The 26,134-nt window shown below is 63.1% G+C and carries 24 protein-coding genes, 1 tRNA gene and 1 pseudogene; 17 read left to right on the forward strand and 9 right to left on the reverse strand.

Features of this window, described 5'->3' with window-relative positions; all coding sequences use genetic code 11:
- Positions 1-386: 386 nt before the first annotated feature.
- Positions 387-1,256: a LysR substrate-binding domain-containing protein gene (locus tag ABXS05_RS24585; RefSeq protein WP_367625699.1), complete on the forward strand. Its 870-nt coding sequence runs from the start codon at positions 387-389 to the stop codon at positions 1,254-1,256.
- Positions 1,257-1,324: 68 nt separating this feature from the next.
- Here the strand turns inward: ABXS05_RS24585 and ABXS05_RS24590 are convergent, their stop codons facing one another.
- Positions 1,325-1,510, reverse strand: a complete 186-nt coding sequence (locus ABXS05_RS24590; RefSeq protein ID WP_367625700.1) for a hypothetical protein — start codon at positions 1,508-1,510, stop codon at positions 1,325-1,327.
- 50 nt (positions 1,511-1,560) lie between these two features.
- On the opposite strand from ABXS05_RS24590, the pseudogene ABXS05_RS24595 reads away from it, so the two are divergent.
- The 5 genes and pseudogenes from ABXS05_RS24595 to ABXS05_RS24615 all read left to right on the forward strand — a co-directional run.
- Positions 1,561-1,770: pseudogene (locus tag ABXS05_RS24595) on the forward strand (IS481 family transposase); the annotation flags it as partial.
- A 377-nt stretch (positions 1,771-2,147) separates the two neighbouring features.
- Complete coding sequence (locus ABXS05_RS24600; RefSeq protein WP_367625701.1) at positions 2,148-2,366, forward strand: hypothetical protein; 219 nt, start codon at positions 2,148-2,150, stop codon at positions 2,364-2,366.
- A gap of 235 nt (positions 2,367-2,601) precedes the next feature.
- Positions 2,602-5,907, forward strand: coding sequence for a carbamoyl-phosphate synthase large subunit (gene carB / locus ABXS05_RS24605; RefSeq protein WP_367625702.1), 3,306 nt, complete (start codon positions 2,602-2,604; stop codon positions 5,905-5,907).
- Positions 5,908-6,029: 122 nt separating this feature from the next.
- Complete coding sequence (greA, locus tag ABXS05_RS24610; protein WP_311934384.1) at positions 6,030-6,503, forward strand: transcription elongation factor GreA; 474 nt, start codon at positions 6,030-6,032, stop codon at positions 6,501-6,503.
- A gap of 144 nt (positions 6,504-6,647) precedes the next feature.
- Positions 6,648-7,130, forward strand: a complete 483-nt coding sequence (locus ABXS05_RS24615) for a hypothetical protein (RefSeq protein WP_311934385.1) — start codon at positions 6,648-6,650, stop codon at positions 7,128-7,130.
- On the opposite strand, the gene ABXS05_RS24620 is transcribed toward ABXS05_RS24615, so the two are convergent.
- Together ABXS05_RS24620 and ABXS05_RS24625 are read right to left on the reverse strand one after the other, a co-directional pair.
- Positions 7,127-7,612, reverse strand: coding sequence for an Lrp/AsnC family transcriptional regulator (locus tag ABXS05_RS24620; RefSeq protein WP_082979703.1), 486 nt, complete (start codon positions 7,610-7,612; stop codon positions 7,127-7,129). The genes ABXS05_RS24615 and ABXS05_RS24620 overlap by 4 nt on opposite strands.
- A gap of 195 nt (positions 7,613-7,807) precedes the next feature.
- Positions 7,808-8,521 carry an SIMPL domain-containing protein gene (locus ABXS05_RS24625; protein WP_367625703.1) on the reverse strand — a complete coding sequence of 238 codons (714 nt, stop codon included), beginning with the start codon at positions 8,519-8,521 and terminating at the stop codon, positions 7,808-7,810.
- Between the two features lie 147 nt (positions 8,522-8,668).
- Between ABXS05_RS24625 and ABXS05_RS24630 the strand changes: the two genes are divergently transcribed.
- A tRNA-Ile gene (locus tag ABXS05_RS24630) sits at positions 8,669-8,744 on the forward strand.
- A gap of 39 nt (positions 8,745-8,783) precedes the next feature.
- Here ABXS05_RS24630 and ABXS05_RS24635 read toward each other — a convergent pair.
- The gene (locus ABXS05_RS24635) at positions 8,784-9,680 is read right to left on the reverse strand and encodes a tyrosine-protein phosphatase (RefSeq protein ID WP_367625704.1); all 897 of its coding nucleotides are present in this window, start codon (positions 9,678-9,680) and stop codon (positions 8,784-8,786) included.
- Between the two features lie 442 nt (positions 9,681-10,122).
- Here ABXS05_RS24635 and ABXS05_RS24640 point away from each other — a divergent pair, with 442 nt between their 5' ends.
- Together ABXS05_RS24640 and ABXS05_RS24645 are read left to right on the forward strand one after the other, a co-directional pair.
- Entirely contained in the window at positions 10,123-10,770 is a 648-nt protein-coding gene (locus ABXS05_RS24640) for a cyclic nucleotide-binding domain-containing protein (RefSeq protein ID WP_367625705.1), read from the forward strand.
- A gap of 250 nt (positions 10,771-11,020) precedes the next feature.
- Positions 11,021-11,914 carry a DMT family transporter gene (locus ABXS05_RS24645; RefSeq protein ID WP_367625706.1) on the forward strand — a complete coding sequence of 298 codons (894 nt, stop codon included), beginning with the start codon at positions 11,021-11,023 and terminating at the stop codon, positions 11,912-11,914.
- On the opposite strand, the gene ABXS05_RS24650 is transcribed toward ABXS05_RS24645, so the two are convergent.
- Positions 11,915-12,931, reverse strand: a complete 1,017-nt coding sequence (locus tag ABXS05_RS24650; protein WP_311934390.1) for a substrate-binding domain-containing protein — start codon at positions 12,929-12,931, stop codon at positions 11,915-11,917.
- A gap of 563 nt (positions 12,932-13,494) precedes the next feature.
- Between ABXS05_RS24650 and ABXS05_RS24655 the strand changes: the two genes are divergently transcribed.
- The 6 genes from ABXS05_RS24655 to ABXS05_RS24680 all read left to right on the forward strand — a co-directional run bounded on the left by ABXS05_RS24655 (position 13,495) and on the right by ABXS05_RS24680 (position 20,171).
- Complete coding sequence (locus tag ABXS05_RS24655) at positions 13,495-14,754, forward strand: ABC transporter substrate-binding protein (RefSeq protein WP_311934391.1); 1,260 nt, start codon at positions 13,495-13,497, stop codon at positions 14,752-14,754.
- Positions 14,755-15,084: 330 nt separating this feature from the next.
- Positions 15,085-16,011, forward strand: a complete 927-nt coding sequence (locus tag ABXS05_RS24660; protein ID WP_311934392.1) for a carbohydrate ABC transporter permease — start codon at positions 15,085-15,087, stop codon at positions 16,009-16,011.
- A complete protein-coding gene (locus ABXS05_RS24665) occupies positions 16,008-16,829 on the forward strand; it encodes a carbohydrate ABC transporter permease (RefSeq protein ID WP_311934393.1) in 822 nt (273 codons plus the stop codon). Before ABXS05_RS24660 ends, ABXS05_RS24665 begins: the two co-directional genes overlap by 4 nt.
- Positions 16,830-16,834: 5 nt before the next feature.
- Positions 16,835-17,926, forward strand: a complete 1,092-nt coding sequence (locus ABXS05_RS24670) for an ABC transporter ATP-binding protein (protein ID WP_149254649.1) — start codon at positions 16,835-16,837, stop codon at positions 17,924-17,926.
- A gap of 203 nt (positions 17,927-18,129) precedes the next feature.
- The gene (locus tag ABXS05_RS24675; protein WP_367625707.1) at positions 18,130-18,915 is read left to right on the forward strand and encodes a ThuA domain-containing protein; all 786 of its coding nucleotides are present in this window, start codon (positions 18,130-18,132) and stop codon (positions 18,913-18,915) included.
- Positions 18,916-19,121: 206 nt separating this feature from the next.
- Positions 19,122-20,171, forward strand: coding sequence for a Gfo/Idh/MocA family protein (locus ABXS05_RS24680; RefSeq protein WP_245196656.1), 1,050 nt, complete (start codon positions 19,122-19,124; stop codon positions 20,169-20,171).
- Between the two features lie 13 nt (positions 20,172-20,184).
- Here the strand turns inward: ABXS05_RS24680 and ABXS05_RS24685 are convergent, their stop codons facing one another.
- Genes ABXS05_RS24685 through ABXS05_RS24700 form a run of 4 tightly spaced genes read right to left on the reverse strand, consistent with a single transcriptional unit; the run spans position 20,185 to position 23,747 of the window.
- Complete coding sequence (locus ABXS05_RS24685; RefSeq protein WP_367625708.1) at positions 20,185-20,985, reverse strand: 3-methyl-2-oxobutanoate hydroxymethyltransferase; 801 nt, start codon at positions 20,983-20,985, stop codon at positions 20,185-20,187.
- 55 nt (positions 20,986-21,040) lie between these two features.
- Entirely contained in the window at positions 21,041-22,276 is a 1,236-nt protein-coding gene (locus ABXS05_RS24690) for an NAD(P)/FAD-dependent oxidoreductase (RefSeq protein ID WP_367625709.1), read from the reverse strand.
- Positions 22,277-22,280: 4 nt separating this feature from the next.
- Positions 22,281-22,595 carry a MocE family 2Fe-2S type ferredoxin gene (locus ABXS05_RS24695; protein WP_367625710.1) on the reverse strand — a complete coding sequence of 105 codons (315 nt, stop codon included), beginning with the start codon at positions 22,593-22,595 and terminating at the stop codon, positions 22,281-22,283.
- Positions 22,596-22,631: 36 nt separating this feature from the next.
- A complete protein-coding gene (locus ABXS05_RS24700) occupies positions 22,632-23,747 on the reverse strand; it encodes a fatty acid desaturase family protein (RefSeq protein ID WP_367625711.1) in 1,116 nt (371 codons plus the stop codon).
- Positions 23,748-24,002: 255 nt separating this feature from the next.
- Between ABXS05_RS24700 and ABXS05_RS24705 the strand changes: the two genes are divergently transcribed.
- Together ABXS05_RS24705 and ABXS05_RS24710 are read left to right on the forward strand one after the other, a co-directional pair.
- Positions 24,003-25,028 (forward strand): LacI family DNA-binding transcriptional regulator, encoded by a 1,026-nt coding sequence (locus ABXS05_RS24705; RefSeq protein ID WP_367625712.1) that lies wholly within the window; start codon positions 24,003-24,005, stop codon positions 25,026-25,028.
- A gap of 231 nt (positions 25,029-25,259) precedes the next feature.
- Complete coding sequence (locus ABXS05_RS24710) at positions 25,260-26,090, forward strand: TIM barrel protein (RefSeq protein ID WP_367625713.1); 831 nt, start codon at positions 25,260-25,262, stop codon at positions 26,088-26,090.
- Positions 26,091-26,134: the final 44 nt, after the last annotated feature.

Genomic DNA, 26,134 nt, shown 5'->3' on the forward strand with positions numbered 1-26,134 from the left:
GGCCATTATCGACGGCCGGCCTTCAGCCGTGAAGGCTGCCGGCTTTCGCGGTGTCCGGGCATGACGGCAGCGGTTCGGCGCGGGCCAAGGTCATGAACCTGGCGAGGCGCGCCATGAGCGGGGCTTTCGTTGGCCTGGGCGGCTCGCTTGCTTCTCGAGGGGCCGGCCGGCCCTCACCATGCAGCGCTGTTTGTGGCGACAGAGCAAGGCTAAGGCCCCTGGTCAGGCCTGCAGTCAGATAAGAATCAATCATGATGAACGCCTCCTCGCCGGTTGTGAGAATCCGGTGGAATAGCGCTTATTGTCCGGAAAATTCTGGCATTCGACAAACGAGTTCGGCTTGAATATAGTGCCTCACTCATGAGTTTTACTTGTGAGTGAAATGCATGGAGACGCTGCCCTCCCTTCCGGCGCTGCGTGTGTTTGCCGTGGCGGGCAGGGCGCTCAGCTTCACGCGCGCCGCTCAGACGCTTAACGTCACCCAGGCCGCCGTGTCTCATCAGATCCGGGTGCTGGAAGACCAACTCGGCGCGAAGCTGTTCCAGCGCACCACCCGCAGTCTGCAACTCACCGCCGCCGGACAGCAATTGCTGCCGGCCGCCGTCGCGGCCTTCGGTGAACTCGAGCGGGCGGTTGCCGGCATCAGGCGCGCGCAGAGCCTGCTCTCGATCACCACCACACCCTCCTTCGGCGCCCGCTGGCTGGCACCGCGCCTGCCGCGTTTTGCCGAGCTTCACCCGGACATCGAGGTGTCGGTGCGTCATACCGAGACGCCGCTGGATATCGTGGCCGAGGGGATCGACCTTGCCATCCGGGGCGGCCTCGGCAAATGGCCTGGCCTGACGGCGGACTTGATCGGTCCCTCCGTCACGCTACCGGTGGCTGCGCCGGATTATGTCGAGCGCTTGCGTCTCGTCGAGCCGGCGGACCTTGCCCGGGCGCGATTGCTGCATGACCAGGACCGCAGCGATTGGCGGGAATGGCTGGCTGTTGCGCATCTCGATCCGGCTTTGGCGCAGTCCGGACCGACCTTCGACGACGAGAACGTGCTGATCGAACTGGCGCTCGCAGGGCAGGGGGTGGGCCTCGTCGTCGGCAGCGTGGTCGAAGGCCTGATCCGCCAGGGACGCCTGGTAGCGCTGTTCGATCGGCAGGTCACATTGGGGTATGGCTACTATCTTGCCTATCCGCCGGGCGCCCTGGCGTTGGCCAAAGTGGCGGCCTTCCGGCGCTTCGTGCTGGCGCAGGCGCGCTGAGGGCAGGACATCGTATCCGCTGTCCACCTCCTGCAGGGCGACCGCGCTCCCCAGGATCTACCTCGGCCTTACCTGCAGTTCAGTGCCTTGACCGGTCGCCCCGGCTTCCACTCGATATCATTGCCGCTCCAGAAGCGCTCTTGCCAGTCCGGGGTATAGGCCGCGCGCGCGTCGATCTGGCAGGAGAGGGGAGCGGGACCGGCCCCGACCAACCCGACTGCGTTGTAATCCTCGCCACTCGCTTCGATGCGCAACACGTCTCCGCGAGAGCGTTTTGCGATCTGACGGAGTCACCTAGAACCGCAAAGACGCCACAGTCCGTGCCTTCCACTATGCTTCGATCCAGGACCTAAGACGCCACGTCCGCGATTGGCTGCTCGCCTATAACTACGCCAAACAACTCAGGGCGCTACACTTCAGGACACCGATCGAGGCACTCAAACACATCAGCGCCAAAAAACCCGAGCTGTTCGTTCGTCCACCAACCCACGACATGCGGGGACTAAACACCTAGAGGAGGCAGACCCGGCTTCGCCGGTTCTGAGCGAGAAGCGTCCCTGCTGGTCGGTGCTGGTGAATGACGAGCGGCTTGGCCGATGCGAATTGGTCACCCGGATCTGTGCTCCAGCGACAGGACAGCCTTCGTCGAGAAGCACGCCTGTCATGCTGGACCGGTCCAAGGCGGGTCATCCTGCGGGACGGCAGGCCACCAATGCCAGGCAGCAGGCAAGCAGGGTAAATCGCGGCCCGATCATGCAAAATCTCCACAACTGGAACGTGGCAGTCACCGGTGTGAGGGGGATGATGGCGAAATGGGGCCGTTTTTCAGAATGACGTTGCGGCATCATCGCTTATGATCCCGAACACGATCCCATCCCGAAAGGAGGGCCGATGGCCTGGACCTTGATTCGCCTACTCCTTGCCGCAGTGGTGCTGGGGATGCCTCCGGCGGCGCAGGCGGAAGAATCCTGCCACTCCCTGACCCAGCGCGGGGGCAAGGTGATCGATAGCTATGTCATGGACTTCGGTCCGCGCGACAAGCTGTATGTCTATATCCTGCGCATGCCGAGCGGCCAGACGGCGAAACGCACGTCGCAAAAGCCGCTGTGAGGGCGGGTCGAACCTTGGATTTCCTCTTGCAACCGTCACTTTCCGCAACAGTCCGCAAACGGCCCCTTTCGCAAGACGCCAAAATGGTTTAGTCGGTCCGCTCGATCCGCCGCAGCCTGACTCAATCGGTCCGAACCGCGTTCGGGCCGATTGAGTCAGGCTGGAGCCATGAATTCTTGGCCGTGGAGTTCCCTCCGCGGCTTTTTCATGCCGGCCCTCCCAAATCGGACGAGCGATGCCAAAACGTAGCGATATTTCCTCCATCCTGATCATCGGCGCCGGCCCGATCGTCATCGGCCAAGCCTGCGAATTCGACTATTCGGGTACGCAAGCCGTCAAGGCCCTGCGCGAGGAGGGCTATCGCGTCATCCTGGTCAATTCCAACCCGGCCACGATCATGACCGATCCGGACCTGGCGGATGCGACCTATGTCGAGCCGATCACGCCCGAGATCGTCGCCAAGATCATCGAAAAGGAGCGCCCCGACGCGCTCTTGCCGACCATGGGTGGCCAGACGGCACTCAACACCGCGCTGAAGCTTGCCGAGATGGGCGTCTTGGAGAAGTTCGGCGTCGAGATGATCGGTGCCGACGCCGACGCCATCGACAAGGCCGAGGATCGCGAGCGCTTCCGCGAGGCGATGACCAAGATCGGCCTGGAGACGCCGCGTTCGCGCCTGGCCCACAGCCTCTCCGAGGCGTTGGAGGCGCTGGACTATATCGGCCTGCCCGCGATCATCCGGCCCTCCTTCACGCTGGGCGGCACGGGCGGCGGCATCGCCTACAACAAGGCCGAATTCATCGACATCATCGAGCGCGGCCTCGACGCCTCGCCGACCACCCAGGTCCTGGTCGAGGAGAGCGTGCTCGGCTGGAAGGAATTCGAGATGGAGGTCGTCCGCGACAAGGCGGACAATGCCATCATCGTCTGCTCGATCGAGAATATCGATCCGATGGGTGTGCATACCGGCGATTCCATCACCGTCGCGCCGGCGCTGACGCTGACGGACAAGGAATACCAGATCATGCGCAACGCCTCGATCGCGGTGCTGCGCGAGATCGGGGTCGAGACCGGCGGCTCCAACGTGCAGTTCGCCGTCGATCCGGCCACGGGCCGCCTCGTCGTCATCGAGATGAATCCGCGCGTGTCCCGTTCCTCGGCGCTGGCTTCCAAGGCCACGGGGTTCCCGATCGCCAAGGTCGCTGCCAAGCTCGCCGTCGGCTATACGCTCGACGAGATCGAGAACGACATCACCGGTGGCGCGACCCCGGCCTCCTTCGAGCCGACGATCGACTACGTCGTCACCAAGATCCCGCGCTTCGCCTTCGAGAAGTTCCCGGGCGCCGAGCCGATCCTCTCCACCGCGATGAAGTCGGTCGGCGAGGCGATGGCCATCGGCCGCACCTTCCAGGAAAGCCTGCAAAAGGCGCTGCGCTCGCTCGAAACCGGCCTCAACGGCCTCGATGAGATCGAGATCGAGGGCCTTGGCCAGGGCGACGACAAGAATGCCATCCGCGCTGCGCTCGGCAAGCCGACGCCGGACCGCCTGCTCAACATCGCCCAGGCCATGCGCCTTGGCCTGTCCGACACCGAGATCCACGGCGTGTGCAAGGTCGACCCCTGGTTCCTGGCCCAGATCCGCGGCATCGTCGAGACCGAGCAGAAGGTGCGCGAGATCGGCCTGCCCAAGACGCCGGGCGCCCTGCGCTCCCTCAAGGCGATGGGCTTTGCCGATCGGCGCCTCGATGCGCTCGCAGGTGTTCCGGAAGGAACGGTCAAGAACCTGCGCGCCGAACTCGAGGTGCACCCCGTCTTCAAGCGCATCGACACCTGCGCCGCCGAATTCGCCTCGCCCACCGCCTATATGTATTCGACCTATGCGCCGCCCTTCGTCGGCGCGCCGGCCGACGAGGCCGACCCGTCCAACCGTAAGAAGGTCGTCATCCTCGGCGGCGGTCCCAATCGCATCGGCCAGGGCATCGAGTTCGACTATTGCTGCTGCCATGCCTGCTTCGCGCTTTCGGATGCGGGCTATGAGACCATCATGGTCAACTGCAATCCCGAGACGGTGTCGACCGACTACGACACCTCGGATCGGCTCTATTTCGAACCGCTGACGGCCGAGGACGTGTTGGAGATCCTGCGGGTCGAGAAGTCGAAGGGCACGCTGCACGGCGTCATCGTGCAGTTCGGCGGCCAGACGCCGCTGAAGCTGGCGGCCGCGCTGGAGGAGGCGGGCATTCCCATCCTCGGCACCACGCCCGACGCCATCGACCTCGCCGAAGACCGCGACCGCTTCAAGCGCCTGCTCGACAAGCTCGGCCTGCGCCAGCCCAAGAACGGCATCGCCTATTCGGTCGAGCAGGCCCGCCTGGTCGTTGCCGATCTCGGCCTGCCGCTGGTTGTGCGCCCCTCCTATGTGCTGGGCGGGCGCGCCATGGCGATCATCCGCGACGAGGTCGCCTTCGACGACTATCTGCTCGGTACCCTTCCGCAGATGGTGCCGCCCGAGATCAAGACGCGTTATCCCAACGACAAGACCGGCCAGATCAATACGCTGCTGGGCAAGAACCCGCTGCTGTTCGACCGCTATCTCTCCGATGCCGTCGAGGTCGATGTCGACGTCCTGGCCGATGGCAAGGACGTCTTCGTCGCCGGCATCATGGAGCATATCGAGGAAGCGGGCATCCATTCCGGCGATTCGGCCTGTTCGCTGCCGCCACGTTCATTGAGCCAGGAAATCCTGGCCGAACTGGAACGCCAGTCCAAGGCGATGGCCCTCGCCCTCGATGTCGGCGGCCTGATGAATGTGCAATACGCCATCAAGGACGGCCTGATCTACGTGCTTGAGGTCAATCCGCGCGCTTCGCGCACGGTGCCCTTCGTGGCGAAGGTGATCGGGGAGCCGATCGCCAAGATCGCCTCTCGGGTGATGGCTGGCGAAAGCCTGGCCTCCTTCGACCTAAAGGCCAAGAAGCTCGATCACATCGCCGTCAAGGAAGTTGTGCATCCCTTCGCGCGCTTCCCGGGTGTCGATACGGTGCTGGGCCCCGAGATGCGCTCGACTGGCGAAGTCATCGGGCTCGATCGTGACTATGCCGTCGCCTTCGCCAAGAGCCAGCTCGGTGCCGGTGTCACCGTTCCCTCCAGTGGCACGGTGTTCGTGTCGGTGAAGGAAAGCGACAAGCCGCGCATCCTCGATTCGATGCGGCTGCTTGCCGAACTGGGTTTCGCGATCGTCGCCACCGATGGTACGCAGCAGTTCCTCGCCGACCACGGCGTCGAAGCCACGCGGATCAACAAGGTCTTGGAAGGGCGTCCGCACATCGTGGACGCCATCAAGAATGGCAGCGTCCAGCTCGTGTTCAACACCACGGAGGGAGCCCAGGCGCTGGCGGATTCGCGTTCCTTGCGACGCGCCGCCCTCTTGCATAAAGTCCCATATTACACCACTCTCTTCGGAGCGGTGGCGGCTGCGCAGGGGATCAAGGCCAATAAGGGCGGAGATCTGGAAGTGCGGGCGCTGCAATCCTACTTCTGAAGGAGGCGCCTTCGCCCATCGGGGCGAGGGTACCGTAATATTGCAAATTCGATATGTCAGCCGCGCCGGGGAAGTCCGTCCGGCGCGTATCTTTTTTGCGTTTGGAAAGAGAAGACGAAGCTATGGACAAGATCCCGATGACGCCGGCAGGCCATGCCGCGCTCGAGGCAGAATTGAGGGAACGGCAGCAGATCGAACGGCCGCGCATCATTGCGGCGATTTCCGAGGCCCGTTCCCATGGCGACCTTTCCGAGAACGCCGAATACCATGCGGCCAAGGAAGCCCAAGGCCACAATGAAGGCCGCGTCGCCGAGCTCGAGGACATCCTGTCGCGCGCCGAGGTAATCGACATTACCAAGCTGTCCGGCGACACCGTCAAATTCGGGGCTCATGTCACGCTGATCGACGAGGACACCGAGGAAGAGAAGACCTATCAGATCGTCGGCGAGAGCGAAGCCGATGTGCGCTCCGGCAAGATCTCGATCGGCTCGCCGCTTGCCCGCGCACTGGTGGGCAAGAAGATCGGCGTTTCCGTCGAGGTCAACACGCCCAAGGGCCCCAAGGCCTATGAGATCGCCAACGTCGCCTGGCGCTGAACCGCCTGCCGATCTCAGACCCTGTAGACACAATGCGCCGCATCCCACCGGATGCGGCGTTTTGCTGTGTGGTCGCGCGAATTTGCTTCGATTGGCGGCGCGACGCATTCTATAGACAGTGAATATCGTGAGCAGGAGGCTATCATGACTTCGGGACGTGTCGGGCGCAGAAGCTTCCTGGCCATGGGTGCCGGTCTGCTGCTCACCGGTTGCGCCACTTCCTACGCCGACAATCCGGCCATTCCGGTCATCCGCCGGGTGCAGGTCAGCGGGAGCGGCAATCTCTGGCTCCAGCGCATGCCGCCTTTTCTCCAGCGCAATCTCGTCCGGCAGCTCGGCTCGCGCTACCAGCCCGGTGCAAAGGGCGGCGCGACATTGTCGGTGGCGCTTACCGACATCAGTTTTCCCGTGGATTCGGATGGCGGCCTGATCAGCTTCGACAGCGTCGACACGCTCGATGGCCGTGTCACGCTCTTGTCGTCATCGGGCGGCGTGATCAAGAGCTTCCCGCTCTTTGCCACCACGAGTTCGGTGGATGCTGCTCCTGAAGTGCCTGACCCGACGCCGCGCCGCTATGATTGGCTGGCGTCCAGCTATGCCCATTGGCTGCTGAGCAAGCTGGCTTAGGCCCCTTCGCTCACGTCGAGTTCGAGGGGAACGATCGGATCGTCCTTGATGGAACGCAGGGTCAGCGCCGTCTTGACGTTGCGCACGGCTGGCCCGGCCGTCAGCTCGGCCACGAAGGCTTGGAAGGAGCGCAGGTCCTTCGCCACGCATTTGAGCACGAAGTCGACGTCACCGGACAGCATCCAGCATTCGCGCACCAAGGGCTGATTCTTCACATAGGTTTCGAAGGACTGCAGATCCGCCCCCGCCTGCGAAGTCAGGTTGACCATGGCGAAGATGGTGATCTCGTAGCCGAGAGAAGCTTCGTCGAGCAGGGTGCGATAGCCCTTGATCACGCCGGCATCTTCGAGGGCCCGCACGCGCCGCAGACAGGGGGGCGCTGAAATGCCGACGCGCTTGGCCAGTTCCACATTGGTCATGCGGCCATCGGCCTGTAGTTCCTGCAGGATTTTCCAGTCAACAGCATCAAGGCGTGCGCGCACGATAAGCTTTCCGATTAACAGCGGTTACGCCGTCCTAAACCGGGGAGAACAGTCAAGCAAGCATCTTTGTTACCCAATCGGCCTTGCTGCGTGAAACAAACTTGCGTGTGCGGAAAATCTGCCGGGCCGGCATTGCAGCAGATGCGCTGCCGGCCCGTGGAATCTTGTCCGATACTGGGAGGGGGGTATGGGAGATCAGTCTTCCAGCTCGAAACGCGCGGAAACAGTCACGTTCAGCGTACTCTCGCCGGACTCGATCGGCACCGAATCCTGCACCGCCTTGGCGCGATAGAGACCGCCGCCGATCGGGCCGGTATTCTCGCTCAGATCCACCAGCTTGCCCAGGCGCAGGCCGGATGCCTTGGCGTAGATCTCGGCCTTGCGCCTGGCATCGTCCAGGGCGGTCTTGCGGGCGCCATCCAGCAGCACCGACTGGTTGGAGACGATGAACTGGATGCCCTCGATGCTGTTGGCGCCGGCGCTGACAGCCTTGTCGAGGATGTCGCCGAGCTTGGGCAGGTCGCGTAGCGTCACGTTTACGGTGTTGGAGACGGTGTAGCCTGCAATGGTCGGGCCATCCTCGGAACTTGACGAGAACTTGCTGTTCTGGGAGCTCGCCGGCTGCACGCTGAAGCCCGAGGTCTGCAAGTCCTTGGCATCGATGCCGGCTGCCTTGAGTGCGGCGAGGACCTCACCGGTTGCCTTGGAATTGGCGGTCAGCACGTCGCGTGCCACCTTGCCCGCACTCTGCACGCCGATGCTGACATAGGCCAGGTCAGGCTTGGCGCCGACCGTCGCCTCCCCGTTGATGGCGACCACGCGCTTGAAATCCTCGGCTTGAGCGGCGCCGAGCGCTCCGGCCAGCAGTAGGGCGGCGAGGGCGGGGCGGGCGACGAAAGACGGTAGCATCGGTGAACTCCGGTGAAGAAAATTGCGGTCGGAACCTTGCAATCGAAGGCGGCGGGATGATGACGGGCTTGCGGCGGGCATCGCAATTGCGGATGCCGATTGAACCTGGGCGAGACTCTGCCTATAGATGCGGCGTCTGGCACAGCCGGGCCTGTAGCTCAATGGTTAGAGCCGGCCGCTCATAACGGTCTGGTTGGGGGTTCAAGTCCCTCCGGGCCCACCAGACCTCCACGCAGGAATTTGCTGGTCCCGTGGCTGCCAGTCAGCGCCGGTCGGTGGTGCCTCCGCTCGCCGTGGCCAGCGCGGGGCGCGGTTCGTGTCCGGCCTTGTTCAGCCATTGGGCGAACTCCTCCCAGGTCCTGTCCATCGCATAGCCTGGCAGGAAGGGCAGGGACAGGTGCCCGAAGAAGGGCGATAACTGGGCCTGCGCCTTTTCGCGGCCGGCCTTGGCGATCGCAGCGACGTAGAGAGCGGCGGCAAGGCCGGTGCGATCGGCGCCGGACGCGCAATGGATCAGCAACGGCTTCGGTGCCTGTGCCATCAGGGCGATGAGCTGCTCGGCTTGTTCCCGGCTTAGTTCTCGCTTGGCCGACATCCGGAAATCGATGTGATGAATGCCGAGTGCCTTCGCATCGGTCACCTCCCGGTCGTACCAGTCCTGGCCCGGATTGCTGCCGCGCAGATTGATGATGGCCCTGATGCCGTAGCGCTGGACGTTGATCGACATCGTGGCGCTGCCGAGCTGGGCAGAACGATAGACCTGTCCGCGAATCACCGTGCCGAAATTGCCCCAATAGAGCAGCACTCCGACATAGATCGTCACGGCTGAAATGCTCCAGAGCAGCGCCCTGGCAAACCATCTGCCGGCCCGGCTGCCTCCCTTCGCCCGTGCAAAAAGGAAACGCGGAAGCAGGTAGCGCAGGGAGGATCCTGGGTTGTGCCGGACATGCTCCTTCAATCGATAGTAGGACAGCAGCAGCGCGAACAGGATCGACAGCGATGCAAGGGCGATGGGGCGGTCCGTACTAATTTTCTCATAAATTGATGTCCAAAATGCCGTAATTATCATCAGGACTATTAGAATAAATGAGATAATATTGTCAAAATTTTCAAATATATCTTTGATTATCTCCCTTGTTATCACAAAAAATGGCGACATTGTGTTCTTCCTGGAGGCGAGTTGGAGAGATTTGTGTGCCAACTGAGCAGGGCATTGGATAAAAAATGCAGCCGGCAACAAATCTATACTGCTGATTATTATTGCAGGGACATTGCGCGCTTGTGTCGGTGGTGCACGCATGGGGAGATGAGATCGCTCCAGACGGATGTCGGCCGACGCAAGGCCGAACGCTGTAGGCCGGCATCCCGGATGGGAAGAGGTTCAACTGGGTTGTGGCGAGGAGGTGCCCTCCAATGCCTCAGGGCAGTCAGATCACGGCTTGGCGTAGGACAGGCCTTGCCCAGGCGCTGGCTGGCGCCTGGCCTCGGTCATAGCGGCTGACCCGTGCAAGGGCGCACAGCAATTGGACGGCAAACGCACCATGTCGACGCCGTGGTTGGCGACGTGATGCGCCAGCCGATCTTCCCGTCCTGGTGCTGAAATGTTCTTCGAAATCGTCCGGCTCGGCCTGATCCATGCCGCCGCCCTCATTGCCGTCGCGGCGCTGACCTGTCGCGACCAACTGGTCTTGCGCGCCCTCCTGGTCGTTTCGACCCTGCTCTACATCCTCTATTATCTGGTCGTGCCCGAGATCATGCTGTGGGATGCGCTGTTCTGGACGGCGGTCAATCTGGGCGTGAATCTGCTGATGATGGCCAGGCTGGTCTTTGCTCGCACCCAGTTTCGTCTCAGTGCCGAAGAGCGCCAGCTGTTCGCCGCCCTCGGCGGCCTGTCGCCGGGCGAGTTCCGCTCCTTGATGAAGATCGGTCATTGGCGACGCAGCGAGGGCAACCACACGCTCTTGCGCGAGGGGGAAACGGTCGAGAAGGTCTACTATGTGCTCGACGGCAGGTCCCATGTGATGAAGGCTGGGCGCAGCCTGGTTGTCGGGCCGCAATCCTTTATCGGCGAGGCCGGCTTCCTGCGCCGCCAGCCCGCTTCGGCCACCGTGACGGTCGAACCGGGTGCCTGCTATGTCGAATGGCCGGTCGCAGCCCTCAACGCCCTGCGTGTGCGCCGCCCGCTGATCAAGGTCGCGCTCGACGGCCTGCTCGCTTCGGACATGGCGGCGAAGATGGCTGCGGCCTGATGCCCCTGCGTGCTGCGCAAGATTGCCTCTTTCCGCCGCCCGCCGATATTGGTACGACAAATGGCGATCCGCTGGGTGGGGGCGATGCCCGGCGGACGCCCGGACCGCATCAGACACCATGCCACGCGCCTGGAACGCTTTGCGAATTGACGGACTCGGCAAGACCCGCAAAGACGCCTTGAACCAAGGAGTTGGAGCACAACGCGTTCATGGCTGAACGCGTGGCGCTCCGGCAGGAAACGAGACCGAAATGACTACCCTCCGCCGGGCCGGCATCGGGACCACAAGTGTCGGCATGGGCATCGCGCTCTATCTCATCGGCGTGTTCCTCTTCGCCTTGAACGATGCCCTCGGCAAATGGCTGGTCGCCGACTATTCCGTCGGTCAGTTGCTGCTGCTGCGCTCCGTCGGCGCCGCCATCGTCCTCGTGCCGATGGTCTGGCACCTGAAGGTCGATCTCTTCGATTTCGGCCAGTGGCGGCTCCAGGTCGTGCGGATCCTGTGCATGGCCGGCGATACCTTCTGCTTCTATTTCGCCACGCGCAGCATGCCGCTCGCCGATGTCATGACGTTCTACATGGCGGCACCCCTGATCATTACCGCCTTGTCGGTTCCGCTGCTCGGCGAAAGGGTTGAGCCGTTCCGTTGGGGCGCTGTGATCGTGGGCTTCATCGGCGTTCTGGTGGCGCTGCAGCCCTCGGCGGAACTGTTCTCCTCGGCCTCGCCCATTGCTCTCGTCGGCGCCATCATGTTTGGCTTGGCGGTTACCGTGACGCGACGCCTGCGGCGCACGCATTGGCTTCCCCTCGTGGTCTGGCAGTTTGCCGGTGCGGGTGTCATCGGCGCGGCGACGATACCGTTTGCCTGGGCCACGCCGGGCTGGTTCGATCTTGTCCTGATGTTCCTCGTCGGCATCGTTGCCATGGTCTGCTTCATCTGCATCACGCGTGCCTTGGCCATGGCGCCGGCTGCGATGCTCGCTCCGTTCCAATATTCGGCCATGGTATGGGCGACGCTGATGGGCTGGATCGTCTGGCGCGATGTGCCGACACTGCCGATCCTCATCGGCAATTGCATCATCATCGGCAGCGGATTGTTCGTCTTCTATCGCGATCGCGCCACCGTGTCGGCGCCAGCCGAGTAATCAGGGTGCGGGGGGCACAGTAGAGCCGCGGAAGACGAGATCGACCGGCCAGATCTCCGCGGCGGCGGTGGGATCGGCACCGTTGGCCAGGGCCATGGCGATCTCGGCGACACGGACGCCGGCGGCATGGATGGAAGAGAAGGTGGTGGTGAGGGCCGGCGTCAGCGTTTCCGGCCTGATGGCGTCGAGGCCGTCGTCATGGGCGATCAGCGACAGATTCTTTCCGACGATCCGGCCTGTTTCCCGGGCGGCCCGCATGGCCCCCAGAGCGAGGAAGATCGACGAGCAGAGCAGGGCGGTCGGTGGGTCTGATAGCTCGAACAGGCCTCGCGCCATGCGATAGCCGTTCTCTTCCGTCATGCGGGCGCCGCCTTCGAGTTCCGGAGGGGCGGCGAGGCCCCGAGCTGTCAGCGCCCGGCGCCAGCCTTGCGAGCGATGCGTGGCGAAGGTGAAGCGCAGATTTTCGTTGAGCAGCCCGATCCGGCGATGGCCCAGATCGATCAGCAAGGTGGTGGCCTTGTGGAAGGCTCCCTCATTGTCGATGTCGAGATAGGGATAATTGAGGCCGGTCTGCGTGCGCCCATGCACGACCAGGGGCATGCCCAGCCGTTGCAGCATGGCGATGCGCGGATCGTCGATCGTGGGTGAGGACAGCAACAGGGCGTCCACCGAGCGCACGCGGGCGAGGCGCCGATAAGTGCCCGCCTCGTCGCCCTGGGCGGAAGAGACCAGCACGTCATTGTCGGATCGCGAGCACTGGGTGGCGACGCCGGCGAGAAAATCGGTAAAGATCGGATCGAGCAGCATGTTGCGCTCGGACGAGAACACGATGCCGATCGCTCCCGCACGGCCGGTGGCGAGTTTGCGGGCGCTGGCGTTGGGGCGGTATTGGAAGGTCTCGGCCGCCTCCAGCACACGCTTGCGGGTCGCCTCGCCAACTTCCGGAAAGCCGTTGAGCGCGCGGCTGACAGTCGTCTGGGATAGGCCCAGATGCTGTGACAGTTCCTTCAAGTTCACCGCAACGTTCCTTCCAGGCCTTCTCGTTTCTCTCGATGAACAGAGGCAAGCTCGTCATGCCAGGGATCGGGGAGAAACGCTCGTCGGGCACGGCAAATATCTCGCGATACTGCATGCCCTTCCTGGTAGTCTCCCGACCGCAAGCAGCGACCAGACTGCATTTGTTCATTAAAGCGCTTTGGACTAACGCTTTCTATTATTTTTTCTGAGTCAGCTTAATTCTTTTCCGTCAAATAGGTAGCGTAGCCGCCACATTTACCAGGAAATTCACAAGTTTCTCACTCAATCGCTCAAAAGGCATCAACGGCTCTGATTTTCAATCAAATTGTTTCAATGAAAGATGCTACTTTTGGGGGAACTGTTCCTGCGCCTTAGTTGTTACGCAGTTTTGCCATGGGGTCGCCTTGACAAAGGCAAACTTTTGTCGGAATTAGAATTCAAAGCGCTTTGAAGTAGATTATAGAAGCTCTGCTAAAAGGGACTTCGAACGAGGAAATGTCGGTTGCCTATGCTGACCTGCCATAGAGGAGGCAGCTATGGCGCATAAAAGGGAGGAAGACCGCATGTTCATGCGTTGGGCCTTGGCCGCGACTGCCTCTATCGCTCTCACGAGTTTTGCCAGCGCTACCGAGGTTGCGATTTCCTGCGGCGCAGTCGGCCAGGAGTTGGCGCTGTGCAAGAGCGGTGCGGAAGCCTGGGCCAAGAAGACCGGCAATACCGTCAAGATCGTCTCGACACCCAACGATACCAATGAAAGGCTGGCGCTCTATCAGCAACTGCTGTCGGCCGGCGCGAGCGACATCGACGTCTTCCAGATCGACGTGATCTGGCCCGGCATTCTCGCCAATCACTTCATCGATCTGGCGCCCTACACCAAGGGAGCCGAGAAGGAGCATTTCCCGGCGATCATCGACAACAACACCGTGGGCGGCAAGCTCGTCGCCATGCCGTGGTTCACCGATGCCGGCGTGCTCTATTATCGCAAGGATCTCCTGGAGAAGAACGGGCTGAAGCCGCCGACCACCTGGCAGGAAATGACAGAGGCCGCGGCCAAGGTCCAGGAAGGAGAGCGCAAGGGCGGCAACGACAAGTTCTGGGGCTTCGTGTTCCAGGGCAAGGCCTATGAGGGCCTGACCTGCGACGCGCTGGAGTGGATCGACTCCTTTGGCGGCGGCACCATCGTCGATGCCGAGGGCAAGATTACCATCAACAATCCCAAGGCGGCCGAGGCGGTGACGCTGGCTTCCTCCTGGATCGGCAAGATCTCGCCGGACGGCGTGCTCAATTACGGCGAGGAGGAAGCGCGCGGCGTGTTCCAGTCCGGCAATGCGGCCTTCATGCGCAACTGGCCGTATGCCTGGTCGCTGGGCAATGGCGCGGACAGCCCGGTCAAGGGCAAGATCGGCGTCGTAGCCCTGCCCAAGGGCGGTGCCGACGGCAAGAATACCGGCACGCTCGGCGGCTGGCAGCTCGCCGTCTCCAAATATTCCAAGAAGGCCGATCTTGCTGCCGACCTCGCCGTCTATCTGACCTCCAAGGAAGAGCAGAAGCGCCGCGCCATCGAGGGCAGCTACAACCCGACCATCGCCAGCCTCTATGAGGATCCGGACGTGCTCAAGGCCGTGCCCTTCTTCGGCGATTTGAAGGCGACCTTCACCAGCGCGGTGGCCCGTCCCTCCAAGATCACCGGCGCGAATTACAACGAAGTTTCGAACGCCTTCTGGAACGCGGTTGCCAGCGTGTTGTCCGGCAAGGCGAAGGCGGAACAGGCCCTTGAGGACCTTGACGGCGAACTCGCCAATATCAAGGGCTCCGGCTGGTAGGATCCTCCCCGACTGCGCCGCGAACCCCCCGGTTCGCGGCGCTCTTTCCGCCGTTCTCTCATCCTTCGCGACTTGATCGACCGAAGCCTGGTTCCTGATCCCGGGAGCAGAGCGCGTTCACGACCGGACGGCTGTTTGCTCGAGCTCCTTGTCTCCAAGCCAATCCGACGGATTGGCGAGAGCGTCTGTGCGATGCGGGGTGACTCGCTCAAGTCGCAAAGCGCTTCGGGGCCTCGCCGGCGGCCGGCCGCGTATGGATTTCCCGCATTGTGACTGGGGTGGCGGCTGAGATGCCGGCCAACTCTTCCTGCCTCCTTCTGGGAGTCCCCGATGGCAAGTCAATCAGAACTGACAAGGACCCGGGTTCGGTCGGCATGGCTGTTCCTGCTGCCCATGCTGGTGGTCCTGGCAATCGTCGCCGGATGGCCGCTTCTGCGTACCATCTGGTTTGGCTTTACCGATGCCAAGCTCTCCAATCCGGGCAATTACAAGCTCGTCGGCTTTTCGAACTATCTCGCCAATGTCGATGGGCGCTGGATCGGCCTGCTCGCCAACAAGGTCTGGTGGCTTTCGGTCTGGAACACCGTGTGGTTCTCGCTGGTCTCGGTCGCGCTGGAGACGGTGCTCGGCACCATCGTGGCGCTGGTGCTGAACGCCAATTTCAAGGGACGCGCCATCGTGCGTGCCGCCGTGCTGATTCCCTGGGCCATTCCCACCATCGTCTCGGCCAAGATGTGGCTATGGATGCTCAACGACCAGTTCGGCATCCTCAATCACATCCTGCTCAGCCTGCACATCATCTCCGAGCCGGTCGCCTGGACCGCCAATTCGCAGACTGCGATGTGGGCCGTGATCATGGTGGACGTCTGGAAGACGACGCCCTTCATGGCCCTCTTGATCCTGGCGGCGCTGCAGATGATGCCCTCCGATTGCTATGAGGCGGCCAAGGTCGACGGCATTCACCCCGTCAAGGTGTTCTTCAAGGTGACGCTGCCGCTGATCCGTCCGGCCCTGATGGTGGCGGTGGTCTTCCGCGCCCTCGATGCCCTGCGCATCTTCGACCTGATCTATGTGCTGACCTCGGGCAGCCGCGACACCATCTCGATGTCGGGCTTTGCCCGGCTGCAACTGGTCGATTTCGCCAAGACGGGCCTCGGTTCGGCGGCGGCGACGCTGCTGTTCCTGGTGATCGGCCTCATCACCGTGCTGGCCATGACCGTGGGCAAGGTGCGTGTTTCGGAGGACGGAACGAGATGAGCAAGATCCTCAAACCCATCGGGTTCTGGGCGCTGGTCGTCGTCATCGTCCTCTACGCCGTCTTCCCGTTCTACTACGCCATCCTGACCTCGATGCGGACGGGACAGGCGCTGTTTTCGACCTCGCTGCTGCCCGACAGCCTGGATTTTTCCAACTATGTCGGCGTGTTCGAGCAGCAGCCCTTCGCCTGGAACATCTGGAACTCGATCGTCGTCGCCGTCACGGTGGTGCTGATCTCGCTCTTTCTGGGCGTGACGGCCGCCTATGCGCTGGGGCGGGTGCATTTCAAGGGCAGGGGCCTCCTGCTGATGACTATCCTCGCCGTGTCGATGTTCCCGCAGGTGGCGGTGCTTTCGGGCATGTATGAGGTGGTGCGCGCCTTCGGCCTCTACAACACCATGCCGGCGCTGGTGCTCTCCAACCTGATACTGACGCTGCCCTTCACCGTCTGGGTGCTCACCACCTTCATGAAAGAGCTGCCGCGGGAACTGGAGGAGGCCGCCTTCGTCGACGGCGCCAGCCCCTGGACGGTGGTGCGCCGCGTCTTCATGCCGCTGATGTGGCCGGCCATGGTGACGACGGGCCTGCTCGCCTTCATCGCGGCCTGGAACGAATTCCTGTTCGCACTGACCTTCTCGCCCGACAACCGCACCGTACCGGTGGCGATCGCCTCGATGAGCGGCGCCAGCCAGCAGGAACTGCCCTGGGGCAACATCATGGCCGGATCGGTCATCGTGACGCTGCCCCTCATCGTTCTCGTCCTCATCTTCCAACGCAAGATCGTAGCGGGCCTCACCGCCGGCGCCGTGAAGGGTTAAGCAACATGGCCAGTGTGACACTCAAGAATATCCGCAAGGCCTTCGGCCGGATCGAAACCGTGCACGGCGTCAACCTGGACATCGAGGACAAGGATTTCGTGGTCTTCGTCGGCCCGTCGGGTTGCGGCAAGTCAACCTTGCTGCGCCTGATCGCAGGCCTCGAGGACATCACCTCCGGCGACCTCCTGATCGATGGGCAGCGTGTGAACGAGAAGACACCCAAGGATCGCGGCATCTCGATGGTGTTCCAGTCCTATGCGCTCTATCCGCACATGAACGTCTACCAGAACATGGCCTTCGGCCTGGAACTGGCGAAAACCGATACGCAGACCATCGACCAGAAGGTGCGCGAGGCGGCGAAGATCCTGGAACTGACGCCGCTGCTGGAGCGCTTGCCCAAGCAACTGTCCGGCGGCCAGCGCCAGCGCGTCGCCATCGGCCGCGCCATCGTGCGCAACCCCAAGGTCTTCCTGTTCGACGAGCCGCTCTCCAACCTCGATGCCGCGCTGCGCGTGCAGATGCGCATTTCCATCGCCAAGCTGCACAAGCAGATGGGCGCCACCATGGTCTACGTCACCCATGACCAGGTGGAGGCCATGACTCTGGCCGACAAGATCGTGGTGCTGAACGCCGGCAATGTCGAGCAGGTGGGCGCGCCGCTGGAGCTCTATCACAACCCGCATAATCTGTTCGTCGCCGGGTTCATCGGCTCGCCGCAGATGAATTTCATCGATACCGAAGTCCAGGCTGCCGACGCTTCCGGTGTGAAGGTCGCTTTGCCGGGCGGGGGCAGCGTGGTCGCCAAGGTCGACGGCAACGGCGTGCGCGCCGGCGACAAGGTGAAGCTCGGAATCCGGCCCGAACATCTGCAGGAGACGGGCGGGGAGGCCTCGTTCACCGGCGATGTCGAGGTGGTCGAGGAACTGGGCGAAAGCCACTTCCTCTATGTGCGCACGGCGGATGGCAGGCTGGTGACACTGCGTCACGCCGGGGACGCCCCGGTGGTTGCCGCGACCAAGGTGAATATCGGCGTGCCGGGGGAGTTGTCGCATGTCTTCAAGGCCGACGGTGCGGCCTTGCGACGGCTGCAGGCCTGAAAGGCGGCGCCGGGAGGGTGCACGGGGCCTCCTCCCGGGAGGCCCGTGCAGCCGACCGCCATGAGTATGACGCGTATTGGTCCTGGCGAACATCGCAAGGCCTCGAAATATCCTCAGATGCCACCTTCAATCATGCCCCTGGATGTGGCAGAGATTTTTGTTAAAGCGCTTTGAATCGCCGTCCACGGCAAAGGAAACCCGAGATGACTATCCGCGCACTCGTCTGGAACGAGAACCGGCATGAGCAGACCAACGCCCTGGTGCGCCAGCTCTATCCCAAGGGCATCCATGGCGAGGTCGCGACGGCGCTCGAAGAGGCCGGCGGTATCAGCGTCGGTACGGCGACGTTGGATGAGCCCGAGCACGGCCTGACCGTCGAGAAGCTTGCCAATACCGACGTGCTCTTGTGGTGGGGCCATACCGCCCATGGCGAGGTCAAGGACGAGATCGTCAAGCGCGTGCAGGAGCGAGTCTGGGAGGGTATGGGCCTGATCGTGCTGCATTCGGGCCATTTCTCCAAGATCTTCAAGCGGCTGATGGGCACGCCCTGCGCCCTGTCCTGGCGTGAGGCCGGCGAGGTCGAGCGGTTGTGGGTGCTCAACAAGAACCATCCGATCGCCGAAGGCTTGCCCGAATATTTCGAGATCGAGCACGAGGAGATGTATGGCGAGCCCTTTACCGTGCCCGAGCCGATGGAGACGCTGTTCATCTCCTGGTTCGAGGGTGGTGAAGTCTTCCGTTCTGGACTGACCTATCAGCGCGGTGCCGGCAAGATCTTCTATTTCCGCCCGGGCCACGAGGCCTATCCGACCTATCACAACGCCACCGTGCGCAAGGTGCTCGGCAACGCGGTGAAGTGGGCCTACAATCCGGCAACGGCTTGGAAGCGGGTCAACGAAGCCCCCAACACGCCGCATGACAAGGCCCCGGTTCCCCTGGAAGTGAAGGGGCCGCGGCTCCATCAGGATGGCGAAGAGGGCTTCCGTTAGTCCTGGGATTGCAGGCGTCCTTTCCCGCATTGTCACTTTCCCGATCCTGAGTGGAGTCCGCCTGATCGAATCAAGGGTTCGATCAGGCGGAATCTTCAAGATCTCAAACACTTGCACGGTTTTTCGATGTTGCCCGCGAACGGACACATCGGGAAGTTCTGCTTAGCCAAAAGCAGGCTGGAAGCCTGCGATCCTAGGATCACCTCATGTCCAAGATCCGCATTCTCGTGCTCGGCACCGGCAATATGGCGGCCAACCACGCCCGGCACTTCCAGGCTTCTCCCGACGCCGAAGTGGTGGCGGGCGTCGACATCGACGAGGCAAGGGCCCGTCAGTTCAGCGACGAGCATGGCATTCCCCATTCCTTCGGCGATCTCGACGAGGCCATCGCCTGGGGCGGCTTCGATGCCGTGGCCAATGTCACGCCTGACAGGTTCCATCATCCCACCACGATGAAGCTGATCCTGGCCGGCAAGCATGTCCTGTGCGAGAAGCCGCTGGCCGAGACCTTCCCACAGGCCGATGAGATGGCGACGGCGGCCGAGGCCGCCGGTCTGATCGCCATGGTCAACCTGTCCTATCGTGACGTGCCGGCCCTGCAGGCGGCCCATGGCATCATCGCACGCGGCGAGATCGGCGAGGTTCGCCATGTCGAGGCCTCCTATCGCCAGAGCTGGCTGGTGGGCAACCATTGGGGCGACTGGTCGACCGAGCCGCGCTGGCTCTGGCGCCTGTCCGAGGAGCATGGTTCGAAGGGCGTGCTAGGCGATGTCGGCATCCACATCCTGGATTTCGCCAGCTATGCGGTGAGCATGACGCCGGTCGCGCTGCAGGCGCAGCTCGCGACCTTCCACAAGGCGCCCGGCGACCGCATCGGCGACTATCCGCTCGATGCCAATGACAGCGCGGTGATGTCGGTGCGCTTCGAGAACGGGGCGCTGGGCGTGATCCACACCAGCCGTTTCATGACCGGTTATGCCAATACGCTCAAGCTCAGCGTGTTCGGCACCAAGGGCGCGATCGAGATCAATCACGGTCCTTATACGAGCCTGCGCATCTGCACCGGGGACGGGATCCACAGCCAGGCCTGGCGCGATCTGCATGCGGATCCGGTGAAGACCAACTACCAGCGCTTCATCGCGGCCGTTCAGAGCGGCGAGAATGCCGAACCCAGCTTCCGCCACGCCGCGAACCTCCAGCGCGTGATCGATCGCTGCTTCGACAAGGATATTGCGTCGGCCCCGCCGATCGCCTGATCATCCGGGATGATCAGGCGGCATCGAGCGCCTTCAGGAAGCGTGCGAACTCATCGCCCGCAATACCGACGACCTGGTTCGGGGCCGGGAAAGCGCCATTGGTGACGTCGGCATTGTATTCGGAAAAGGCCGCAATGCGTTCCTTCTGCAGGCGGTCATATTCGCCACGGAAATTGCGATAGACCTTGGCGTGACGGGGATAATGCCCGCCATGGGCGCCGAGAACGTCATCGGCGAACAGATATTGTGCGTCGCACCCTCCGCCGGCGCCCATGGAGATCATGAACAGGCTGGTGCGCCGGCTGATCGCGGTGGCGACCTCCACGGGCACCACTTCGATCTCCGCTGCGAAGGCGCCTGCCTCTTCGAGGGCCTTGGCCTGCTGCCAGACCTGCCAGGCGGTTTCGAACGTCTTGCCCACCGCCTTGAAGCCGCCCGTCCAGGTCCGATGCGAGGGGATCAGGCCGACATGGCTCACCACCGGGATGCCTTCGTCGCGAAGTCGCCGGATGGTGGCCAGGCTGGCGGCGCAATAGACGGCATCCGAACTCTGCTGCCGGGCGAGGAAGGCGGCCCGCAGGTAATCCTCTGCCGTGACGTAGTTGCCATATTCCAGCCCGGTCACTGCAAAGGTCGTCGGTGCCGCGTCGCGGAAAGCAGGCTCGGCGATCAGCGCGGGCGGAACCGAGAGCATGCCGATGCCGGCGCGTTCGGCGGCTTCCGCCTCCTCAAGCGTGGTGACTCTCAGTTTGGCGATCTGCTTCTTGCCGCGAAGGGCGAGCAGGTCGGCAACGGTCGGACGAAGGCGAGCCATGACGGTCTCCAGGGTGCCCCGCGGCTCGATCGCGTCGTCGAGGCGCAAAGGTGGCTTAGGCTGAGAGAAGGGATTTGAGGCGGGTGTTGGGGTCTGCGAGCCTGCCCCTGTCCGGATGAGCGCGCTTGGCGATCAGCATTTCGCACAGCCGGATATCGCGGGCGATCGTATTGCCGGGGCCGATGCCACTGGCGGCGACCAGACGCCCGTCCTCGTCGAGATGGCAGAGGATGAACGAGCCCTCTGCCCCGTCCCGGCGAATGGTGTGGCGCCCCTCGTCCACCAGTCCGGCGACCTGCAGGGAGAGGTCATACTGATCCGACCAGAACCAGGGAACGGCGTCGAAGGCGATGTCCTCCCCCAGCATGGCGCTTGCGGCGTGGGCGCCCTGTTCCTGGGCATTGCGCCAGGATTCCAGGCGCACCCGGCGTCCGCCATAGACGGGCAGGGGAAAGGAGCAGCAATCGCCGGCGGCGAAGATGGCTTCGTCGCTCGTGCGCAGCCTGGCATCGACGGCGATGCCATTGTCGACGGCAAGGCCTGCGGCCTCCGCCAACGCCGTGCTGGGCGATGCGCCGACGCCGAGAACGACGAGGTCTGCGAGCACCAGCTTGCCGCTGGTGAGGCGGACGGCGAGGCCATCGGGCTCCTCCTCGATGGCGGCGATGCCTTCGCCGCACAGCAGGGCGCAGCCGGCGGCGCGATGGCGCTCCTGCACAACTTCCGCGATATCGGCGGGCACCCCCCGGCTGAGCAGGCGCGGAAGGGCCTCGATGATGGTGACCGCCGCGCCGCGCTGGCGAGCGCTCGCCGCGAGTTCCAATCCGATGAAGCCTCCGCCGATGATGGCGATCTCCGCGCCCGGGCGAAAGCGCTCCCTCAGATGCAGGGCATCCTCGAAGCGCCGCAGCGTCACGCATCCCGGCCGGTTCGCGCCGGCCAGTGGCAGCCGGCGTGGTGCCGCGCCGGTGGCCAGCAGCAGCTTGTCATAGGCAAGGGCATTGCCGTCATCGAGCCGCACCAGCCGCTGGTCCCGATCGATCGCCACTACGCTGCGCTTGGCCAGGTGGGTGATGGCCTCGGCCTCGAACCGCTCCTCCGCCACGATATAACGCGGGGAAGGACCGGCTTCGTCCAGCAGCGTCGCCTTCGACAGGGGCGGGCGCTCATAGGGGGCGTGGACCTCGTCCCCGATCAGGGTGATGGCGCCGGCCCAACCCTTTTCGCGAAGAGCGAAGGCGGCTCTGGCGCCTGCCTCGCCGGCGCCGACGATGACCATGCCCGGCTGCATCGGATCACCCCAGCTGGATCTGGACCTTGCCGTCGGCGAGCCGGACGGCATAGGTCTTCAAATTGATGCACACGGGAGCGCCCTTGGCCTCGCCGGTCTTGTAGTTGAAGCGGCCATTATGCTTGGGGCATTCGATGATGTCATCCATCACCAGGCCGTCGGCGAGGTGGATCTGCTCGTGGGTGCACAGCCCGTCGGTCGCGAAATATTCATCGTCCGGGCTGCGATAGAGTGCATAGGTGCGACCGGCATGATCGAAACGCAGGACGTCTTCCTGCTCGATGTCGTCGGCATCGCAGGCATCGATCCAGTTGCTCATTTTTTCCTCCCGATGTGGTTTTGCGTCTTGTGTCTGTCAGTGATGCTGGCCGGCAAAGCGGGCGCGCGGATCGTCGGGCATGACCACTTCGCCATGCAGATCGGGGCGATAGGGGCGGGCGCTCGCGGGCAGCATCCGGCGCACGAAATATTCAGGATCCTTCATCTGGCGGCGCAGGGCCGGGATGATCTCCCGATAGGCCTGGATCGTGCTGCGATAGGGCGTCGGTGTGTCGGCGAGCATGGCCTTATGCAGTTCCGGCAGTGCGTGATAGGGCACCATCGGGAACATATGGTGCTCGACATGATAGTTCATGTTCCAATACACGAAGCGGAAGAACGGGTTCATGTAGACGGTGCGGGAGTTCAGACGATGGTCGAGCACGTTCTCGGCCAGGCCCGCATGCTGTGTCAGCCCGAAATAGAGGGTCAGCCAGCCGCCATACATGGTGGGCAGGACGCCCACGAACATCATCGGCAGCCAGGACTGCAGCGCCAGCGAGAGGGCGATGGTGGCGGCGAGAATGGCAAGCCAGATGCGTGCGACCAGATAGACCTTGCTGCGTTCCATCTCCGGCACGAAGGTCTCTTCCTCCTCACTGAGCTGGCCGGTGGCATGCAGCACGAGACCCTTGAGGGCGGCCCAGGTCGAGGCGATCGCGAAGACGTTTGAGAGGAGGCGCAGGATTGCCGGCGGCCGCATCGCCGCGATCTCGGGGTCGCGGCCGACGATGATGGTATCGGTGTGATGGCGCGTGTGGCTCCAGCGCCAGATCGTCGGCTCGCGCATGATCATGAAGCAGGCGATGTGATAGACGACGTCGTTCATCCAGCGCGTGCGGAAAGCAGTGCCGTGCCCGCATTCGTGCCAGCGCGAGTCCGAGGCCGAGCCGTAGAGAATGCCGTAGAGCGCGAAGAACGGCAGGCACCACCAGCTTCCCCAGAGCAGCCCGGCGGCGAGGCCACTGGCGAGCAACCCGGCCAGCCAAAGCGCGGTGTCTCGGATCGCCGGGCCGTCCTTGCGCTGCATGAGCTCCTTCATGCGCTTGCGGGGAATGTCGCAGCGATACCATTCGGCAGCGGCGAGGCCGCTCTCGACGGCGGCCTGGGCATCACGCCCGATCAGACTGTAGTCGCGCCGGGTCGGCCTCATCGCGAGCTCCCTATATCTAGAGCAAAACGCGTTCAAGTGTGAACGCCTATTTGCCCTAACTCTTTGTTTGGACGTGTCTTTGTGATTCTTGGTGACACCGTCAAATCGCAAAACGCTATGGCCTGGTTCCGATCAGGCCTCATCCTTGATCCGGATGCTATGTCGCACCGGTTCGGGGCTCAATGGGGCGTTGACAGTTTCTATCAAAACACGTCAAAACAACTATCATCATGATGTAATTCCATCAGAGCCACCATGGCCAGGCCGACGATCCAGGATGTCGCGAAGGAGGCGGGCGTCAGCCCCGCAACGGTCGACCGCGTTCTGAACGGCCGGCTTCCGGTTCGGCCGGAAACGGCCCGACGCGTAGCCGAGGCGGCCAAGACGCTTGGCTACTACGCCGCCGGGCTGATCCAGCAACGCCTCGATCGCGAAGTGCCGCATCTGCGCCTGGGTTTCCTGCTGCTCAAATCCGCGTCCCCTTTCTACAGCCTGCTGGCTCAATCCATTGCGGAGGCCGCAGCTTCGGCGCCCGGCTTCCGCATCTCCGCAGTGATCGAGCACCATGGCGATACCTCGCCGGCAGCCGTGGCCGAGCGGATGCATAGTCTCGGCGAGAGGTGCCAGGCTCTGGCTGTCGTATCCGTGGACCATCCCCTGATTACCGTGGCGGTGGCGGAACTGAAGGCCCGCAACGTGCCCGTCTTTGCGCTGCTGTCCGATTTTGCCGCCGAACACCGCGCCGGTTATGTCGGCCTCGACAACCGCAAGGCCGGGCGCACCGCGGGCTGGCTCATCGCCCGCACCGCTCGCCAGCCCGGCAAGATCGGCATCATTCTCGGCAGTCACCGTTTCCATGGCCATGAACTGCGCGAGATCGGGCTGCGCAGCTATTTTCGCGAACATGCCCCGGATTTCGAGGTGCTGGACAGCCGTGTCAATCTGGAAGAGTCGAGCATAGCCTATGAAGCGACTTTCGGGCTCATCAGGCGCTATCCGGACCTGGCCGGTCTCTATGTGGCCGGAGGCGGCATGGAGGGAGTGATAGCCGCCTTGCGGGAGGAAAAGGCGAAGGGGCTGGTGGCTGTCTGCCCGGAACTGACGCCGGACTCGCGCCTTGCCTTGAGCGAAGAGGTGATTTCCTTCGTCATTGCGACACCGCTGCCGCAACTGCCCGTGGAGCTCGTCCGCGTCATGGCCCAGGCCTGCCTTGCCGGCAGCGTGGAAGGAACCGGACAGACCTTCCTGCCTTTCAATCTCTATCTTCCCGAAAATATCTGAGAAGGCCGGTGCTTGCTTGATCTTGCAAGGCGCGCGCTCGGGCCCGTTGGCGGCCGCGCGCGACTGAAATGCGCACTTGACAGCGCAGTGCAAAAATAGAATATTAATTCCAATTAAGTTCAAAAACGGTCCAATCATTCTATTTTTGATGATCGGTATCGGAGCACATGGCGCCGCAAACGGCGCCGGCGAGGTTGGAAATAGGGCGCTTGCGCCTGCAAGGAGTGTTTCATGACAAGCGGAGCCGAACCCTTCGCTCTCAACCATATGACCGCACCGAAGCTGCGGCCTGCCGAATTCTTCGCACTTGCCCGCAATCTGGGGATCGACAGGGTCGAGATCCGCAACGACCTCACCGGCAACGCCATCCTCGACGGAACGCCGGCAGCCTCGGTGAGGGAGGAGGCGCAGCGCGCCGGCGTCGAAATCCTGTCGATCAATGCCTTGCAGCGTTTCAACGATTGGGGCGCGGCACGCGCGTCGGAAGCCGAAGAACTCGCCGATTATGCGGCCGGTGCGGGCGCCAAGGCTCTCGTGCTGGTGCCGCGCAACGACGGCGAGGGGCGCGGCGATCACGAGCGCCTGCCCCGGTTGATCGAGGCGTTGCAGGCACTCGGGCCAATCCTGTCTCGGCGCGGGCTGACCGGCCTCGTCGAGCCCTTGGGTTTCGAGATCTGCTCCCTGCGCCTGAAGTCGGAAGCCGTTGCCGCCATCGATGCTGTCGATGGTGCGCGGACCTTCAAATTGGTGCATGATACCTTCCATCATCATCTCGCGGGCGAGGCGGCGTTGTTCCCGGACCGCACAGGGCTGGTTCATATCTCCGGCGTGGACGATGCGTCCGTGGCAGTGGGGGAGATGCGGGACAGCCATCGCGGTCTCGTGGGAGCGGATGATCGTCTGGGCAATGTCGCTCAGATCGAGGCGTTGCGCGCTGGCGGTTATGCCGGTGCGCTCTCCTTCGAGCCTTTCGCCGAAAGCATCCAGCAGATGGACGCCAAACAGGTCCAGGCTCGCCTTGCCGCGAGCATGGCGCTGATTGCGGCAGGCTTGGTTTCCTAGGGCAAAGCGCGTTCATCCGTGGACGCGCTTTCCAGCTCTTTGTT

Source organism: Labrys neptuniae (assembly GCF_040797145.1).
Classification (GTDB): domain Bacteria; phylum Pseudomonadota; class Alphaproteobacteria; order Rhizobiales; family Labraceae; genus Labrys; species Labrys neptuniae.